Origin of the sequence: Flavobacterium sp. KBS0721 (assembly GCF_002007065.3) — a bacterium.
Classification (GTDB): domain Bacteria; phylum Bacteroidota; class Bacteroidia; order Flavobacteriales; family Flavobacteriaceae; genus Flavobacterium; species Flavobacterium piscis.
Genome location: NZ_CP042170.1, coordinates 1,396,897 through 1,416,187 on the forward strand (window position 1 = coordinate 1,396,897; position 19,291 = coordinate 1,416,187).

The window sequence follows — 19,291 nt, forward strand, 5'->3', positions numbered from 1 at the left end:
ATTTAAGCTAATTTTTAAGAAGCTACTTTTTTTGGTTTTAAATGATACGCGACGTAAAGTGTTAGCGAAGCCAAAATAATCCAGAAAACATCAATAAAGAAAACCTGAATCTGATTGTGCATAAACGAGTTCCAAAACCAGTTTCCAGATACGATTCCGTTTGTAATTGGAATTAGAAATCCTAAAATACTGCCCGAAATTAAACAGAATTTATTGGTAAAGGCATCATTCTTTTTAAGAATAAAAAAGATTGCTAGAATTAACCATCCTCCAAAATAAACCAGAAATAGATTATTTTGGCTTAACGGATAAAATATTTTAGTAACAATAAACGCAAGTGCGGTAATAGGATACATACTCAGGCAGATTGCCAAATAAATACGAACAACGGCAGCATTGAAACGTCTTTTCTTTTCAGGTAAATTATTTTTTTGTCTGGCAACTAACCAAATCATTACGCCCGAAATGATGACAAAACAAGTAATAATACCCAAAACGAAGCTTACGATTCTTAAAGCGTAACCGCCATAGTCTCCAAAATGTATTTTATACAAAACATTTTTTACAACATCAAGATAGTTGTTTTGCGTAACAGGATTCTTTCTGGCAATTTCTTTTGCATCAGCAATTCTGTAAATCACTTTTCCTATTCCTGTAAATTTTTTGTGACTTGGCATTTCTCCTTCAACAACTACATGCATATTCGCATCGCCATAGTTCTGAATAACAACACGGGTAATCTCAAAATCCTTCCAATTGCTTTTGGCTTTTGCTACTAAACCATCAATATTAAATGGTGTAGCTAATTTTTTATTTTCAAATTTATATTCGGGATCACTGTATTCCAGTTCTTTATATAATTTATCCTGATCTCCTTTGTATAATGTCATTACAGCAGGAGCAACAATCAAAAGTTTAATCATAAAAAATGCCCCTGTCACAGCATAAACAAACTGAAAAGGCAGGCCAATCATTCCTAAAGCGGTATGAGCATCTGTCCATAATGTTTTTAATTTTTCCTTTGGACGGAAAATATAAAAGTTCGAAACGATTTTTTTCCAATGCAATAAAACACCGGTTATGATTGCAAATAAGAAAAATAAAGCAATAAAGCCGGAAAGATAATATCCCACCGGATATGGAATTTGAGCCAGGAAATGTAATCGGTAAAGAAATTCACCTAATGAATAAGATTGTTCGTAAGTGAATGTTTTAAAAGTTTTGGTGTCAAGATAAAAAAAGCTTCCTTCTTTTTGTTTGGCTGGAGCCAAAGTATCTTTGGCACCCTCCATATAAACGGCAACTCTTCTTTCGTTACTGTTTTTAGAAATCGTAATGTTTCTGCCGTGTAAAACGTATTCTTTATCTAATTTATTTAAAGCGGTATTATAGTCTAACTGAATTTCCTTTGTAATTGCAGTAGATTCATTTCTTTCCCAATTGTTGATTTCATCCCTGAAAAAAGAAAAAGATCCTGCGAAAAAAATCACAAAGAGGACTACACTAATAACAATTCCGCTAACAGTATGCGTGTGAAAATAGATGTTATAATTACGATTGTTCATAGTTTATTTTGCTATCGGATTGTAAGTTTGACCAAGATAAATGAAGAGTGAAAAAACCAGGGTAAGGAGTAGGTAAATACCCCAAATTTTCAATCCGCTTTTTGCCAGGAAAGCAATTATCATAAGCGCTACCCAAAGAATGAATCCGCTAAATGCCATTGTTATAAGGATATTAGCACGGTTGAACCAGGATGCTAAAGCCAAATGAAAACTGACTGAAACAAAATAGCCGCCAATTATAGCAGCTGTAATTTTGGCAAATCGTTGCCACTTAGATTGGGTTAGATATTTTGGATTTGCTGGCATATTTTGGTTAGAAATAAGTTAGTTGTAATAAAATTCTATTAAAGCGACAATTACAAATAAAGCAATAATAGCGAATGGGCTAATTTTTTTTAATGGAGTCAGAATAATAATCAAACTTCCAATGGTCATTAGCTGAATAAAAAACATTAAAGTTCCGCAGCAAAGTGATTGTGTGAACAACCAAAGAGCGTACGCTAATAAAAGAAGTCCTAAACCCATATATTTGGTTGCCTTAGGATTACTTTTCATCCATTTCTCAAAACCTAAGTCATAAGATAAAGTAGCTCTTTTTGAGGTGTAATAAAGAGTGTAAAAAGCTAAAAAAACGATGAGACTTGCTATTGTTATCATAATTTTATAGAATTTAAAAACACCTTTTTCTTCTGGAAAAAGGTGTTTTTGTTATTTGTTTTTTAGAATCTGTAAGAGAAACTTGCCACTACGCTTCTTGCATCTCTTGGACTCACTGTAGACCATCCGCTATAAATATCTTCGTTTGCGATATTGTTAACTTTAAGAGTTAAAGTGTATTTTTCTGTTCCGTAGAAAATAGAAGAATTCATAACAGTATATTCTGGAATTGTAAATACTCCGGCAACTGTTCTGTTCATGATTTTATTATCACTTGCATAATTACCTCCGAAACCTAAACCAAAACCTTTTAAGTCTCCCTGAAGAAATTTATAGCTTGCCCAAAGGTTTGCTAAGTTTTGTGGTCCTGCACTTTCAGGTCTGTGATTCACAAAATCATCGAGTCCTGCTGTTAAGATCGCATCGTTATAACTATATCCAAAAACGATGTTTAAACCATCAACCGGGTTGGTTACTATTTCTGCTTCAAAACCTTTGTTTCTTTGAGCGCCATTCTCATAACTGATTGTAGTTGTTGCACCATAATCCGTATAAACCATATCTTTTACTTTTGTGTCATAATAGCTAAAAGTGGCATATAGTTTATCTTTGAATACGTTTAATTTGGTACCAAATTCAATTTGAGTTGCATGTTCAGGACCAAAAGTTCTTGGTTGTCTGCTTCCGTCAGCTAATATATTAGTAACTGGAGATGGGTTTACAAAACCATCCATATAGTTGGCAAAAATCGAAACTTTGTCGATAATTGGCTGGTATACAATACCAAATTTTGGAGAAAAAGTAGTTTGATTAAAGTCATCATCTTTTGTCGTTACTTCGCCTGAATTCATAAAACGATCGATACGTAAACTAGCCATTACAGAAAGGGCAGGAGTGAAATTAATAACATCTGATACGTAAGCACTAAAAACTTCTTGTTTTTGTTTGCTGTTGCTTACACCCTTGCCTGATAAAACCGCATCTGCATGTGATTGGGATAAAATACCATTATCTCCGTCTAAAATATATTTAGTAGGATCAGTGATTGCAAATACATTTTCGTTTACTGTTTTTAAGTCATCTCTACCAACATATACGTAGCTTTCGTAATATGCGTAATCTGTTCCGTTATCAACTTGCATTCTGTTGAAATAATCTAAACCGGCAACAATCCTGTTTCTTAGATTTCCTATTTTAAAATCTCCAATAAAATTTTGTTGAATGTCAGTTGTTAGTGTTTTTGAATTATTATTTGTAAATGATCGTCCAAAAACAATTCCGTCAGTAATATTTTGAAAATTACTTGTTATGTCATATAAGTAATTATAGTAACCCTGAGATTTTGTAGAGCTTCTTGCAAAAGCAGTTTGCGAAGTCCATTGGTCTGAAATTTTATAATTCATCTGACCCTGAAGGCTATATGAGGGTGTTTTTATTACAAGATCATTACTTGTATAAGAACGTTTGTTGTCGTAGCCTAATTCTTCAATGTTGTGAGCTCTTAAAGGAGTTCCTCTGTCTAAGAATAACATGGTTGGATTTGTCATTTCGCTGCTCAAAAATTCAGTATTAATAAGGAATGATAATCTGTCATTTACCTGATAAGATAACGACGGCGCAACAAATAATGATTTTTTAAAACCAGCATCCTGAAAACTGTCTTCATTATGATAAGCAGCATTTACAAGAAAATTTACTTTGTGTTCTTCGTCCAAAGGAGTATTAATATCTGCAGTAACTCTGTTTAAACCATAACTTCCGGAAGTGTAACTAACTTCTCCGCCAAAATGATCGTAAGGCTTTTTAGTGGTAACATTGATTAGTCCTCCGTAAGAAATCAAACTACTTCCAAACAATGTTCCTGATGGTCCTTTTATAACTTCGATTTTGTCAATGTTAGCCGGATCTAAACTTCCGTTTGATAATCCAGGTAATCCGTTGATCATGGTTGGCTGAACAGCAAATCCTCTTAACGAAAAATATCCTGCACCATCTCCTGTACGACCAGTAGAGCCCCAAAGCTGCGTTAATCCAGGTGAGTTTTTTAATGCGTCATCTAAATTAGTAACTACTTGCTCTTTTAATAATTCGCTTGTAATGGTAGTATAAACTTGTGGGTTTTCAAGATTTTTAAGGGGTAGTCTTGATACTTGTTGTGTTTCTTTACGGGCTAATGGATTTTTTTTAGTACCTCCGTTAATTACAATTTCGTCTAATTGTTCAGAGTTTGAACTAATGGTGAAGTCTTCAACTATTTCGTCACCAGCATTAAGAGAAATGCTTTTTTCTTTTGATGAATATCCAACGGCAGAAACTTTGATTACGTAACTTCCCGGTTTAAGGTTTTTAATTTCGTAAAAACCATTGCTATCAGTATTGGTTCCTATTTTAGTTCCTTTTAATGTAACCGAAACATTGTCTGCAGTCTGATTATTTGTTAAACTAATCTGACCTTTTACAGAAGCTTTTTCCTGAGCTGAAATGCTTGTAGCAGCGAATAGAAAAAAACAAAGGCTCAAAAGAGAAATTGTAAATTTATATTTCATTTTATTTAGAATTGATTTTAATAGCGCAAATTTAGTTGTTGATTGTCAACTATACAAGTTATTCTTATTTATTCTAAATAAAATATTTTTTAAAGCATAAAATTTAAATTTGTTTAAAAAATTAACATCTTAAGCAAGATTTAAGGCAATATTAAGACAAAAAAAAGCCTGTTCTAAAGTGAACAGGCTTAGTAGTATGCCGAAATATTTAATAATTATAGTTCTAAAGCACGTTTAGCATCGCCATTCATCAATAATTCTAATGGGTTTTCTAATGCTTCTTTTACAGCCACTAAGAAACCAACTGACTCACGTCCGTCAATAATTCTGTGGTCATAAGAAAGAGCAACGTACATCATTGGGTGAATTTCAACTTTCCCGTTTACAGCAATCGGACGCTCAATAATGTTGTGCATTCCTAAAATTCCTGATTGAGGAGGATTGATAATTGGAGTACTTAACATACTTCCAAAAACACCACCATTTGTAATAGTGAAAGTTCCTCCAGTCATATCGTCAACAGTAATTTGACCGTCACGGGCTCTTAAAGCTAATCTTTTGATTTCAGCTTCAATTCCGCGGAAACTTAAGTTTTCAGCATTACGAACAACAGGAACCATTAAACCTTTTGGTCCTGAAACTGCGATAGAGATATCAGCAAAATCGTAAGCTACTTTATAATCACCATCCATCATAGAGTTTACGTCTGGATATAATTGTAAAGCTCTTGTAACTGCTTTTGTAAAGAAAGACATGAAACCTAAACCAAGACCACCATGTTTTGCTTTGAAAGCATCTTTGTATTCGTTACGAATCAAGTTGATTGGCGTCATGTTAACTTCATTAAAAGTAGTTAACATTGCTGTTTCGTTTTTAGCAGCAACTAATCTCTCAGCTACTTTACGACGCAACATTGATAATTTTGTACGCTCAGATCCACGGTTTCCTCCAGTTGGAGTTCCCATAGAAGGTACTGCATTTACAGCATCTTCTTTAGTGATTCTTCCGTCTTTACCAGTTCCTGAAATAGTTGCCGGTGCTATGTTTTTTTCGTCTAATATTTTTCTTGCTGCCGGAGATGGAGTTCCTGTAGCATAAGTTGTTGCTGCTGCTGGAGCAGGTGCTGCTTTAGGTGCCTCAGCTTTTACTTCTGCTTTTGGAGCTTCAGCTTTCGGTGCTTCAGTTTTTGGAGCTTCAGCTGCCGGAGCATCTCCTGAAGGTTTTGCTGCACTTGTATCAATTAAACAAACTACAGCTCCTACAGCTACTGCATCACCTTCTTCTGCTTTTAGCGTAATTGTTCCGCTTGCTTCAGCCGGTAATTCTAGAGTTGCTTTGTCTGAATCAACTTCAGCGATAGCTTGATCTTTTTCTACATAATCTCCGTCTTTTACTAACCAAGTTGCAATTTCAACTTCTTTTATTGATTCCCCTGGTGATGGGACTTTCATTTCTAAAATCATCTTTGTTTTTGTTTAAGGTTTTTATGGTTTCACGTTTCATGTAGTTAAACTTGAAACTCGAAACTTGAAACATTTTTTTATCTGAATAAATCTTTATCGAATACCATTCTAATCGCATCTGCATGACGACGTTTTGCACGTGTATAACTTCCTGATGCCGGAGCAGCGTAAGCTTTTAGTGAAGCTAATCTCCATTTTACAAGATCAAAGTTCATTAACATAAAGCTGTAAGCTCCCATGTTTTTAGGTTCTTCCTGAGCCCAAACATAATCATCAGCATTTGGATATTGTGCGATGATTTCTTTAAGTTGTGCAACCGGGAAAGGGAATAATTGCTCAATACGAACAACTGCAACGTCATTTCTTCCGTTGTTTTCTCTTTCAGCAACGATGTCATAGTAGAATTTACCAGTAACAAAAACCAATGTTTTTACTGCTTTTTTATCTACTGTATTGTCATCAATTGTTTCCTGGAAACTTCCTGTGGCTAATTCTTCAGCTGTAGAAACACATCTTGGATCACGTAATAAACTTTTTGGAGAAAAAACTACCAAAGGTTTACGGAAATTTGTTTTCATTTGTCTTCTTAGCAAGTGGAAGAAGTTGGCTGGCGTTGTACAATCTGCCACATACATATTTTGTCTTGCACAAAGTTGTAAGTAACGTTCCATTCTTGCAGAAGAGTGTTCAGCACCTTGACCTTCATATCCGTGAGGTAATAATAAAACAATACCGTTTTGATTGTTCCATTTATCTTCACCACATGAAATATACTGGTCAATCATGATTTGAGCACCATTAGAGAAATCTCCAAATTGAGCTTCCCAAATAGTCAAAGCGTTTGGATTAGCTAATGCATATCCATAATCAAAACCAAGAACACCATATTCAGATAAAAGTGAATTGAATACGCCGAATTTTCCTTTTTTATTTTCAATACTATCCAGTAATATTACTTCTTCTTCAGAATCCTCTACTTTTACAACAGCGTGACGGTGAGAGAATGTACCACGCTCTACGTCCTGCCCTGAAATACGAATATCAAATCCTTCAGTCAAAAGCGAGCCGTAAGCCAATGCTTCTGCAGTCCCCCAATCAATAGTATTATTGTCGTATACGGTTTTTCTGTCCGTAACAATTTTAGTTATTTTACTGATGAATTTTTTGTCCGCTGGTAATGTTGAAATTGTATTGATGATAGAATCCAATCCTTTTTTATCAAAAGTAGTGTCAACTTTTTCAAGCATTTGTGTGTCTGTTACCTGAACAAATCCATCCCATTCGTTTTTCATGAATGGCGTTATAATAGTCAAATCTTTTTTACGGGAAGCTTGTAAATTCTCCTCCATAGTAGATTTGTATTCTTTTTCTAAAGCGTTTACATAAGATGCATCGATTACGCCGTCTGACAATAATTTTTCAGCATAAATATCTCTTGGATTTTTATGTTTTGCGATGATTTTATATAATACAGGTTGTGTAAAACGAGGCTCATCACCTTCGTTATGACCGTATTTTCTGTATCCTAATAAGTCGATAAATACGTCACGTCCAAATTGCATTCTGTAATCTAATGCAAAAGATACGGCGTGTACAACAGCTTCAGCATCATCAGCATTTACGTGTAATACTGGTGAAAGCGTTACTTTAGCAACATCTGTACAATAAGTAGACGAACGTGCATCTAAATAGTTAGTAGTAAAACCAACCTGATTATTGATTACGATATGAATTGTTCCTCCGGTTTTGTAACCGTCAAGCAATGCCATTTGAATGATTTCGTATAAAATACCCTGACCTGCGATTGCAGCATCTCCGTGAACGGCAATTGGCAATACTTTTGAGAAATCGTTTGGAAAATATTTATCTTGTTTTGCTCTTGTAATTCCTTCAATTACAGCTCCAACCGTTTCTAAGTGAGAAGGGTTTGGTGCTAAATTGATATTGATGTTTTTTCCTGTTCTTGTTTTTTTGTCGGCAGTAAGACCTAAATGGTATTTTACGTCACCATCAAAATATTCCTGATCGTAATCTTTACCGTCAAACTCACCAAAAATATCCTGAGTAGATTTTCCGAAGATGTTTGCCAAAACGTTCAAACGGCCACGGTGAGCCATTCCCATTACGAATTGTTCAACACCTTTTTCAGCAGCCTGTTCGATCAAAGCATCCAAAGCAGGAATGATAGATTCTCCACCTTCTAATGAAAATCGTTTTTGACCTACATATTTAGTGTGCAGGAAGTTCTCGAAAGAAACTGCCTGGTTTAATTTGTTTAAGATAGTTTTCTTTTCTTCAGAAGAGAAATTAGGCTGGTTAACATTTACAGCCAGTTTATCCTGAATCCATTTTACAACTCCAGGATTTCTGATATACATATATTCAATACCAATATGTTGGCAGTAAATAGATTTAAGACGCGTAACAATGTCTTGCAAAGTAGAAGGTCCTACTCCGATAGCTTGTCCAGCATCAAAAACTGTAGAAAGATCAGCAGTTGTTAATCCGAAATTTTCGATGTCTAATGTTGGAGAAGATGTTCTGCGATCACGAACCGGATTTGTTTTTGTAAACAAGTGTCCGCGTGTGCGATAAGCATCGATTAACTTTAGTACATTGAATTCTTTTTGTAGTTTGTCAGAAACTAAACTGCAATCCTGATTGTCGCTAGTCACATATTCAACAATTCGTTGAACTGGATTTTCGTCATTATAAGTCGTTTGTCCAAAGTCAAAACCTTGAAAAAAACTTCTCCAGCTTGGCTCAACGCTATCTGGGTTTACTAAATACTGATCATATAATTGTGCGAAAAACTCTGTATGCGCTGCATTTAAAAATGAAAACCTATCCATAATATGAGTGAATATACTTTTTGTTAAATAGAAAGGCAAAAGTACAACAATCGCATTTATTTAAATCTTTTTTTTACGTACTTTTACGTAAAAATTTGTTAAAAATAGACTCAACTATGAATAATAATCAAATTTCAATCGTTTTCAAACCTTTTTTTGTGATTTTGGCAGTCCTATTTTCTAGTTATGCAATTTCGCAGCAAAAGTACGTTATTGACAATAGTAATCATTTTTGGGACAAAGTTCAGTTTGGTGGAGGACTTGGTTTAGGAATAGGTTCTGGCTATACTGATATTTCTGTAATGCCAAGTGCTATTTATAATGTAAACGAAATTGTAGCCGTTGGTGTTGGTTTACAATTTGGTTATTTATCTTCCAAAAGCTACTACAATTCTTTCGTGTACGGCGGAAGTCTGGTTGGTCTTGTAAATCCAATTCCTGAGATTCAATTATCAGCAGAGTTAGAGCAGGTGAGAGTAAATACAGATTATAATTCAACCCCTTACAGACCAAGTTATTCTGATAATTATTGGAATACTGCTTTATATCTTGGTGCAGGTTACAGAACCGGAAGTGTTACGGTTGGTGCACGTTACGATATTTTGTATGATCCTGATAGAAGTCTTTATGGATCAGGGTTTATGCCTTTTGTGAGGGTGTATTTTTGATGGAAAGTTGCTAAGGTTCTGAGTAGCTAAGATTCTAAGATTCTAAGTTTTTAAATTTTGAAAAATTGAAAAAGTATATTTTTATAATTACAGCAATTATTATTTCGAGTTGTAACAATTCTAATAAAGTAGAAGTTGCATCCAAAAAGGCTGTAAAGAAAGAATTAAGACCTTTTTTTGATTCGGATAAAATTGATCATTATTATTTAGATTTTTCTAAACGGGAGTTTGAGCATTCATCCAATGATAATATTGCACAGAAAGAAAAGAAAAAAGAATTTTCAGGTTTTTTTTACGGGTATTATCCTGATAGTATTCCGAAGAAAGATTTTGAAAAGCTTTTATTAAAATACGAATACAAAAAATCAAATTTGTCAATCAAGCAAGAAAAAAAGATTGAAAATGTTTTTAGCGACAAAGATTCATTGCAAACCACTTTTGCCGCCTGCATTGCAGAATATCGTGATATTTTTATTTTTAAGAATAAAGAAAAGACAATAGGAATAGCAAAAATTTGTTTTAAATGTGGCCGCTACCAAATTATAGGAAGTAAATTAGACACTAATGGATTTGGACTTTGGTCTGAATTGGATAAATTAAAAAAAATCGTAAGACCTGAAAGTTATAGTATTTTGTTGACTAACTAACTTTTTTACTTGTAATAATTGCGAAACCAAACCTTCTGCCATTCTCTTTTTAGAATCAAAAAGGCAACTTGTTCAGCGAGAACAACCAAATCTGATCCGTCTAGTTTTTTAATTTCTTCTTCAGAAACATCAATAATATAAAGCAGGTTTAAGTATTCAGCAAATTTGTACTGAATCATTCGGTAGATTTTTTCGTGAAGCTGAATTTTTAATTCTTCGGGAGAAATACTCAGCGGGAAATCAATACCTTCATTGGCTAAATTAAAGTCCTTATTAATTTGTTCAATCAGGTTTAGATATAGGTTTTCTTTTTCGGCATCAGCCAATAAAAAATCGGTATTTTCAGGAATCGGAAACATTGATGCTTTTTAAGATTGAGGCAAAGTTAAAACTAAAAAATCATTTAACGGTTGATTCTCTTTCAATGATTCTGGTAGGAAGTTCAATAATTTGATGCGTTACCGGACGATGTTCTTTTATATCTACAATTTCATCAATTAAAAGTGAAACCGCCTGATGTCCCATTTCAAATCCCGGTTGATCAATTGTAGTTAATTTGGGTGAAATAACGGTGCTCATAAACCAATTGCTAAATCCAAAAACCGCAACTTGTTCCGGCGTTTTTATTCCGGCTTCATTAAAATATTTAATAATGCCGATGGCGACTAAATCTGTAATGGCAAAAATGGCATCGATATCCGGATTTTCGGTCATTATTTTTTGGGCATTTTCATAGCCGTCTTCAAAATCGGTATTGTTATCACAGACATAAACCAGTTTCGAATCGTATTCAATTCCGTGTGCTTCAAGTGCTCTTTTGTATCCTAAAAAGCGATCGATCGAGTTTTGCGGAACATACGAACCTCGAAAATGAGCGATTTTTTTATACCCTTTATTAATAAGGTAAGAAACGGCATCAAAAGCCGCTTTGGCATCATTAATAACTACTTTAGAACAATCTACTCTTTTGGCGATTTTATCAAATAGAACAACCGGAGTGTTTTTTCGGATAGCTTCATTAATATGAGTGAAATCATCTGTTTCGTTAGAGAGTGACATTAAAACCCCGTCAACCCGTTTTTGAATCAATAAAGCAAGTTGCTTTTTCTCCAGTTCATATTTTTCATTAGATTGTAATATAATGACCAGATATCCTCTTTTTTCAGCTTCTTCGAGAATACCATTTAATACACTCGAAAAAAAGTGATGCACGGTAGCCGGAATAATAACGCCAATGGTTTTGGTTTCATTGGTTCTAAGATTCACCGCAACAGAATTGGGGATGTAGTTCATCGTTTCGGCCATTTCGATAACCCTGGCACGAGTAGACTTACTAATATCTGTATATCCTTTTAACGCTTTTGACACCGTTGTAACCGAAATTCCGAGTGCCGAGGCTATATCTATTAATTTAGTGTCATTCATGAAATAAAAGTACTAAAAATAAAACGGATTGATAAAAAATTAACTTCCGAAAACGTTTTAGGTCATTTCGAAAACGTTTTCGATTTTTAATTCGTAAATTCCTTTATGATTTGTAGTTAAGTTTGACAGTGATAACCATAATTACTAACTAACCGAACGAAAAAATGAAAAAACTACACCAATATTCAGGCACATTACTTTTGATGTTTTGCCTGTTTTTTTTATCTAATAATCTGTTTGCTCAAAATCAAAATACAATTTCAGGAAAAGTACTTGATGACAGCGGAGTAACGATTCCAGGCGCAAACGTAACTATTAAGGAAACGGGAAAAAGCACTGTTACCGATGAAAATGGAGGCTATTCATTCTCGAATATCGAAGCCAGAACGTATACCGTTATTGCCACTAATGTAGGTTACAAAACTTTCGAGAAAAAAATTGCCATAAAACAAGGAGAATCCCTAGAAGTAAATTTATTACTTGAAGGAGAATCTCAAAGTTTAAAAGAGGTTGTCGTTACCGGATCTTCAACGCCAAGATCTAAATTGGAGTCGAGTGTTGCGATTACAACAATGGGAGCCAAAGCAATTGAAGACAGAGCACCATCAAGTACGGCGGCTTTATTGCAGACCATTCCGGGATTTGTAGTTGAAGCCTCTGGAGGAGAAATAGGAAATAACCTTTTTGCAAGAGGAATTCCGTCAGCGGGAGCTTATGAATATGTACAAATTCAGGAAGATGGTTTGCCCGTTTTTGAAGATGGAGCACTGCAATTTGCCAACGCCGATACTTTTTACAGATTAGACGAAACGGTAAGCAAAATGGAAGCGGTTCGTGGAGGTTCTGCCTCAATTTTTGCCACCAATGCTCCAGGTGGAATCATCAATTTTATTTCAAAAACGGGACAAAATGAGTTTCAGGGAAGAGCAAAGTTTACAACTTCAGATTACGGAATGTTTAGAACTGACCTTAATTTATCTGGTGCTTTAATTCAGGATAAATTATTCTTTAATGTTGGAGGTTTTTACAGAGCTGATAATGGCGTAAGAAATACAGGTTTTACAGCTAATAAAGGCGGACAAATAAAAGGAAACATCACCTATAAATTTGATGACGATGATTATTTAAGAATTAACTTCAAACATCTTGATGACAGAAACACATTCTATTTGCCAATTCCATTAAAAAGCAATAACGGAAAAGTAGAAGGAATTCCTGGATTTAACCCGAATTACGGAACATTAACTTCAGTAAATTTGAGCCGCTTAAACGTACCTCAATATGGCGGAGGAACTTTTAGCGCAGATTTAGAAGATGGTTCTCATCCTATAATTAATTCTATTGGAGCCGAATTCAAAAAGAAGATATCGGATAAAGTGACGTTCAAAAACTCATTCAAAAACACCAATATCGATTTAAATTACAATGCGATTTTCCCAAATGGCGGTCCCTGGACACAAGATGCTTATGCTACAAGTGTTCAAAATACAACCGCTAGTAATCTAACATATTCTTATGTAGATAACGGACAAACACTTGATCCAAACGCTTTAATTATGAGAGCTGACCTTTGGCATATCGAAAAAAAGATGAACAATTTTGCGAATAATTTCTCTTTTAATTTTGATTTAGATCCGGTAAAACTAACTGCAGGTTACTACTATTCAAATTGGAAATCGAATCAATACTGGAACTGGAATTCGTATTTGGTAGGTGTTTCAGACAATCCCAGATTATTAAATGTAAAAGACAATACAAGTGGAGTAGATCATACCTGGAACGGTGTAGAAAGAATCACCTGGCTAGAAAGAGATGCACAAACCAAAGGTGTTTTGAATGATATTTACGCTGATGCCGAAATTAAAGCTACTGATAATCTAACCTTCAATGCAGGCTTAAGATACAACAAAGACAAATATTCAGGCTACAGAGACAACGCCAGATTTGGTGCTGAAAACTTAGGGATTTTAGACAACAATACGGCCGATGATGCAGTAACAACGGTAAAAGGAAATCCGTACACGTATTGGAGATATGATGTAAGCAAATGGTCTTACACAGCTGCAGGAAACTACAAATTCAATGACAATATGGCTTCGTACGTTCGTTACAGCCACGGTTTTAGATCGCCAATCGAAGAATCTTTTTATGATAATGCAGCAGATTTAAGCAAATTGGAGAATACAGAAGTGAATCAGTTTGAATTGGGTTATAAATATGCTAATTCCTTCTTTAATGTGAATGCCAATTTATTTCACATGAACTTAAAAAATGTTGCTTTTACTGATATTTTATCTGATGGAAGTTCTGAGAATAAATTTGCTGACGTAAACAATATTGGTCTTGAAGTAGAAACTAATGTGAGATATAATATTGTAAAACTGAATTTTACATTTACGGTTCAAAAACCGGAATATGATAATTTTACAGGAACAAATGCTGACGGTTCTACTTTTGATTTCAACGGTAATACAGCACGAAGAATTCCTAAGTTTTTCTGTAACCTAAGACCGGAAGTCGACATTACAAAAGATTTTACAGCATATGTTCAGTTTTCTTATTATGATAAAAAATTCACTAATCAAGATAACAGACAGGTTTTACCAGCATATAAAGAAGTAGGGGCAGGTTTAAATTATACGTATAATAATCTTCGTTTTGCAGTTGATGCTTCGAATTTATTCAACGAAATTGGTTTAACAGAAGGAGATCCAAGACAAACAACATCTGCGGCAAGCGATGTGTTTATGGCAAGACCAATTTTAGGGCGCGCCTTTAGATTTTCGGTAGCGATTAATTTCTAGATTTAACCTGTTGGGGTTAATTATTTTTAACACATAGAAACATAGAATTATTGAAATGAGAAAAGGCGTTTCACTTGCATTAATACACATAGCTATGTGTGAGAAACGAGTTTCTTTTTTTTTACTTTTTTTAAACACATAAAATCTATGTTTCTATGTGTTTATTTAAATTTTTAGCCATCACGCCCAACAGGTTAAATAATATATATATACGGTATCGTAGAGGCGCACAGCAGTGCGTCTCCGCACCGTAATCACAAAGCATAGACAAACAAATAGAAAAATGAAAAACATAGGAATTAAAATCTCACTTTACCTCAATTATTTTGTCTTCGCCATTTTATTAAACAGCGTAGGCATTGTGATTTTAAAATCGCAGAAAAATTACGGAGTAGATGAAGTTCAGGCGAGTATTTTAGAAGCTTTTAAAGACATGCCAATTGCCATTGTTTCTTTTTTTATAGCGTCTTTTTTACCCAGAATAGGCTATCGAAAATCGATGCTTATAGGTTTGGGTTTGGTTACTGTGGCTTGTATTTCTATGTATTTTGGAAACTCTTTTAATAACGCTAAAATTCTTTTTGCAACTGTTGGAGTTTCCTTTGCTTTGATCAAAGTTTCGGTTTATTCGCTAATCGGAACTGTAACCGAAACCAAAAAAGAACACAACGCCTTAATGAGCAGTATCGAAGGTTTTTTTATGGTGGGAATTGCATTGGCTTATTTCTTATTCCCAGCTTTTAATAACGAAAATGATCCTAATTCATGGCTGAATGTTTATTGGTTTTTGGCAGGATTATCATTGCTTTCGTTCTTGTTTTTATTCTTTGTGAAATTTGAAGAAAGTGAAGTTTCGGCAGGAGCAAATCTCAAAGACGATTTCATGCAAATGTTCAAATTAATGGCAAAATTGCTTACCGTTATTTTTGTAATTAGTGTCTTTTTGTTCGTAATGATCGAACAGGGAATTTTGTCGTGGTTGCCTACATTTAATACAAAAGTACTTCATCTGCCAGAAAATATCAGCATTATGATGGCGAGTATTTTGGCTATTTCATTAGCAATAGGAAGATTGATTGCAGGCATTATAACCAAAAAAGTAAATTGGATTTGGGTTTTGAGTTTTTGTATTATTTCAGCGATGTTGCTGGTGATTTTTGTACTTCCAAAAACAGTAGGCTTAGAAGTAAAAAATATCAATACACTTTCAGATATGCCTTTAATTGGTTTTGCATTTCCATTAATTGGTTTATTCATTGCGCCCATTTATCCATTATTAAATTCGATTGTATTAAGTGCTTTGCCTAAAAATCTGCAAAGCTCAATGACTGGATTAATTGTAATTTTTTCTGCTCTTGGCGGAACATTAGGCTCCAGAATAACGGGTTGGCTGTTTAAAAATGAAGGACCGGAAAACGCATTTTATTTTACTTTAATTCCAATGTCTTTATTATTAATATCCTTTTTTATTCTTAAAAAAATAACTGCAAAAGATGAAATTTAGATTACATATAACCCAAACCATCGAAAAATTATTGGCTCAGGAAGATACTGATGGCGATAAAAAGATAACCATTGATGATAATGGTCCAAAAAAGTTTTTGCTGCATGATGAAAACGGAAATTTTGCTCTGATTGAAGGAACTTATCAGCTTTCGAATTTATTGCAGGAACTGGCTTTGGCCAAAAAAAACAATACCGAATTTGCCGAAATCAATTTAGATGAAATCACAGAAGATCCTGTAAAGAGAATTTCGGGAAAAATAAAAAACCTCTATTGGAAAGGTTTGACAAGAACAATTGATGCCGATGGTGTAAAGAAAATTCTGGAAGACAATAAGATCGAAAATGAATTAGCGTATTTGTATGTGCCTTTTGGCGACGAAATAGTTTTTGATTATTTCAAGAAATTAGAAGCTGTCACTCCAAAATTGAAAGTAGTGCAGATGCCTAAAAACATTTCGCCAGAATATGTTTTATCACTCAATAAACAACCCGGAATTCTGGCATTGGCACTTCAAATCAAAAACAACGAAGTATCAGGAGTTCCATTTGTTGTTCCGGGTGGAAGATTCAACGAAATGTACGGTTGGGACAGTTATTTTATTGCCAAAGGACTTTTAATCGATGACAAAATTGAGCTTGCTTTAGGTATTGCGGAGAATTTTAAATATCAAATTGATCATTACGGAAAAATATTAAATGCCAACCGAAGTTATTATTTGACCCGAACCCAACCGCCACTTTATACATCGTTGATTATAGATGTTTTGGAAAAGTCGAATCCGGATATTTTTTGGATTGAAAGACATTTAAAAACCGCTATAAAAGAATATCAAACGGTTTGGATGGAAGAAGGAAAACGACTTACCGCCAATGGATTGAATCGTTATAAAGCAGAAGGAATCGGGCTTCCGTTTGAGGTAGAAGAAGGGCATTTTGATGATATTCTGGAACAATATGCATCCAAATATAATTTGTCAACACGCGAATTCGAAAAGAAATATCTCGATAGAGAAGTGGTAGACGAAGAGCTTGATAAGTATTTTATTCACGATCGAAGCATGCGCGAAAGTGGTCATGACACAACAAACAGATTGGTCGGAATTTGTGCTAATTTAAATACGGTTGCGATCAATAGTTTGCTCTATAAATACGAAACGGATATTGCCTTTTTGATTAAGAAGTATTTTAAAAACGAATTTCAATATTTTGAAGATAAGTCTTTTTCGAGTGAGTACTGGATTTCAAAAGCTGCTTCGAGAAAAGAAAAGATCAATAGAATGTGCTGGAATCAAGAAAACGGAATCTACTTCGATTATAATTTTGTAACCGAGGAACAACATTTCTTTGAAGCTGCGACAACATTTTATCCGCTTTGGGCAAAAATAAGCACGCCTGAACAAGCAGAGATTTTGGTAAAAAAGGCACTCCCAAGATTTAAAATGAAAGGTGGAATTGCCGGAAGTACCAAAGAATCAATCGCTGAATTAGATCACAATTCGCCAATTCGCCAATGGGATTATCCTTTTGGCTGGGCGCCGCATCAAATGCTTTTGTGGGAAGGTTTACTGAATTATAATTTTAACGAAGAAGCGCAGGAAATGGTCTATCGCTGGCTTTGGCTGATTACCAGAAACGCGGTTGATTATAACGGAACCATTCCGGAGAAGTTTGATTTATCGATAAGTTCACACAAAATTTTCGCAGAATACGGAAACGTAGGAACCGAATTTGATTTTATAACCGAAGAAGGTTTTGGCTGGATGAACGCTTCTTACCAATACGGATTGACGATTTTAGAAGATAATCTAAAACAAAAATTATCGAATTTAGTTGATCCTGAGGATTTGTTTTAATTATGTTCAAATTTTTTAAGATGTCATTCATTCCCTAGGAATGTCTGGTTGGTAGATTTTTTTGATTGGATTAAAAGGTATGCGTTCCGTAGAAACGTTTGATTACGTTCGTAACAATTATTCCGCAAAACAGGTGTCCCTACAGGACACTTTGCAAATTCGTTACTTTTTTTTTACCAACCAGATATTCCTAACGGAATAATTTCAAAATATAAACCCGACAGGTTTTTAAAACCTGTCGGGTTTACTATGTGTAATAAAAACGAAAAAAATCATTTAAATCCTTTAATCTGTGGCAAAAACTTAAACTTTTCTTCCCATTAAATTCTCTCCAAAAGTCCTTAAAATAGCTTTCTTTTCAGCATTAAGATCCATTTTTTCTAAAGTTTCAAAAGCTTTAAAAGTGTACATTTCTATAGCTTCCTGTGTTGCTTTTGAAGCACCGGATTCATTAAAAATAGTTTTTGCAGTGGCTATTTTCTCCGTATTATCATCTAATTGTAAACTGAATAATTTCTCTAATTCTAAAGCTTTTTTGGGTGTAGAAAACTCTCTTGCTTTCAGGTATAAATAGGTTTTTTTATTCACCATAATATCACCGCCAACTTGTTTTCCAAAAGTTTCAGGATCTCCAAAAGCATCCAGATAATCATCCTGAAGCTGGAAAGCCAATCCTAAATTCAAACCGAAATCATAAATAAAATCAGCTTCTTTTTCAGTGGTTTTGGCTACAATGGCACCCATTTTCATGGCTGCGGCAACTAAAACGGCTGTTTTATATTCGATCATTTTCAGGTATTCCGGAATGGTAACATCGTTTCTTTTTTCGAAATCGACATCCCATTGTTGTCCTTCGCAAACTTCAAGAGCAGTTTTACTGAACAACTTTGCTAAATCTCTAAAAACGGTTGGTTCGTATTGCTCAAAATATTGATAAGCCAGAATCAGCATAGCATCTCCGGAAAGAATTCCGGTATTCAAATCCCATTTTTCATGTACTGTTTCCTGTCCTCTTCGCAAAGGCGCATCATCCATAATATCATCGTGAACCAATGAGAAATTATGAAAAACTTCAACGGCCATTGCTGCCGGAAGCGCTACTTTATAATCAGTGTCAAAAACTTCTGACGCCATTAAAGTAAGTACAGGGCGCATGCGTTTTCCGCCAAGACCTAAAATATATGCAATGGGTTCATAAAGATTTTTGGGCTCTTTACTAATGCTTTGTTTTTCTAAATAATGGATAAAAAATTCCTGGTATTGGCTAATATCGTGCATAAAATATAATCTGAATTGCGAGCTCCA

General features: G+C 34.5%; 14 protein-coding genes. 5 read left to right on the forward strand and 9 right to left on the reverse strand.

Going from position 1 to position 19,291, the window contains the following annotated elements; translation table 11 throughout:
* Positions 1-14 precede the first annotated feature (14 nt).
* The 6 genes from B0M43_RS06230 to B0M43_RS06255 form a co-directional block, all read right to left on the reverse strand.
* Positions 15-1,565: a PepSY domain-containing protein gene (locus B0M43_RS06230; protein ID WP_078006461.1), complete on the reverse strand. Its 1,551-nt coding sequence runs from the start codon at positions 1,563-1,565 to the stop codon at positions 15-17.
* 3 nt (positions 1,566-1,568) lie between these two features.
* Positions 1,569-1,871, reverse strand: coding sequence for a hypothetical protein (locus tag B0M43_RS06235; RefSeq protein WP_065451591.1), 303 nt, complete (start codon positions 1,869-1,871; stop codon positions 1,569-1,571).
* Between the two features lie 18 nt (positions 1,872-1,889).
* Positions 1,890-2,222: a hypothetical protein gene (locus B0M43_RS06240; RefSeq protein WP_078006460.1), complete on the reverse strand. Its 333-nt coding sequence runs from the start codon at positions 2,220-2,222 to the stop codon at positions 1,890-1,892.
* Between the two features lie 62 nt (positions 2,223-2,284).
* Positions 2,285-4,768, reverse strand: coding sequence for a TonB-dependent receptor (locus B0M43_RS06245; protein ID WP_078006459.1), 2,484 nt, complete (start codon positions 4,766-4,768; stop codon positions 2,285-2,287).
* A 215-nt stretch (positions 4,769-4,983) separates the two neighbouring features.
* A complete protein-coding gene (odhB, locus tag B0M43_RS06250; RefSeq protein ID WP_078006458.1) occupies positions 4,984-6,231 on the reverse strand; it encodes a 2-oxoglutarate dehydrogenase complex dihydrolipoyllysine-residue succinyltransferase in 1,248 nt (415 codons plus the stop codon).
* A 77-nt stretch (positions 6,232-6,308) separates the two neighbouring features.
* On the reverse strand, positions 6,309-9,083 hold the full coding sequence (locus B0M43_RS06255) for a 2-oxoglutarate dehydrogenase E1 component (protein ID WP_065451587.1): 2,775 nt from the start codon (positions 9,081-9,083) through the stop codon (positions 6,309-6,311).
* A 116-nt stretch (positions 9,084-9,199) separates the two neighbouring features.
* On the opposite strand from B0M43_RS06255, the gene B0M43_RS06260 reads away from it, so the two are divergent.
* Both B0M43_RS06260 and B0M43_RS06265 read left to right on the forward strand, forming a co-directional pair.
* On the forward strand, positions 9,200-9,751 hold the full coding sequence (locus B0M43_RS06260; RefSeq protein WP_078006457.1) for a hypothetical protein: 552 nt from the start codon (positions 9,200-9,202) through the stop codon (positions 9,749-9,751).
* A gap of 65 nt (positions 9,752-9,816) precedes the next feature.
* Complete coding sequence (locus B0M43_RS06265) at positions 9,817-10,398, forward strand: hypothetical protein (RefSeq protein WP_078006456.1); 582 nt, start codon at positions 9,817-9,819, stop codon at positions 10,396-10,398.
* A gap of 5 nt (positions 10,399-10,403) precedes the next feature.
* Here B0M43_RS06265 and B0M43_RS06270 read toward each other — a convergent pair whose 3' ends face one another.
* Together B0M43_RS06270 and B0M43_RS06275 are read right to left on the reverse strand one after the other, a co-directional pair.
* On the reverse strand, positions 10,404-10,757 hold the full coding sequence (locus B0M43_RS06270) for a hypothetical protein (protein ID WP_078006455.1): 354 nt from the start codon (positions 10,755-10,757) through the stop codon (positions 10,404-10,406).
* A gap of 40 nt (positions 10,758-10,797) precedes the next feature.
* On the reverse strand, positions 10,798-11,823 hold the full coding sequence (locus B0M43_RS06275; RefSeq protein ID WP_065451582.1) for a LacI family DNA-binding transcriptional regulator: 1,026 nt from the start codon (positions 11,821-11,823) through the stop codon (positions 10,798-10,800).
* A gap of 164 nt (positions 11,824-11,987) precedes the next feature.
* Between B0M43_RS06275 and B0M43_RS06280 the strand changes: the two genes are divergently transcribed.
* The 3 genes from B0M43_RS06280 to B0M43_RS06290 all read left to right on the forward strand — a co-directional run bounded on the left by B0M43_RS06280 (position 11,988) and on the right by B0M43_RS06290 (position 17,986).
* The gene (locus tag B0M43_RS06280) at positions 11,988-14,627 is read left to right on the forward strand and encodes a TonB-dependent receptor (protein ID WP_078006454.1); all 2,640 of its coding nucleotides are present in this window, start codon (positions 11,988-11,990) and stop codon (positions 14,625-14,627) included.
* Between the two features lie 283 nt (positions 14,628-14,910).
* Positions 14,911-16,131: a sugar MFS transporter gene (locus B0M43_RS06285; protein WP_078006453.1), complete on the forward strand. Its 1,221-nt coding sequence runs from the start codon at positions 14,911-14,913 to the stop codon at positions 16,129-16,131.
* Entirely contained in the window at positions 16,121-17,986 is a 1,866-nt protein-coding gene (locus B0M43_RS06290; RefSeq protein WP_078006452.1) for an alpha,alpha-trehalase, read from the forward strand. The genes B0M43_RS06285 and B0M43_RS06290 overlap by 11 nt, the downstream gene beginning before the upstream one ends.
* Positions 17,987-18,289: 303 nt before the next feature.
* Here B0M43_RS06290 and B0M43_RS06295 read toward each other — a convergent pair whose 3' ends face one another.
* A complete protein-coding gene (locus B0M43_RS06295; RefSeq protein ID WP_078006451.1) occupies positions 18,290-19,264 on the reverse strand; it encodes a polyprenyl synthetase family protein in 975 nt (324 codons plus the stop codon).
* Between the last annotated feature and the right edge of the window lie 27 nt (positions 19,265-19,291).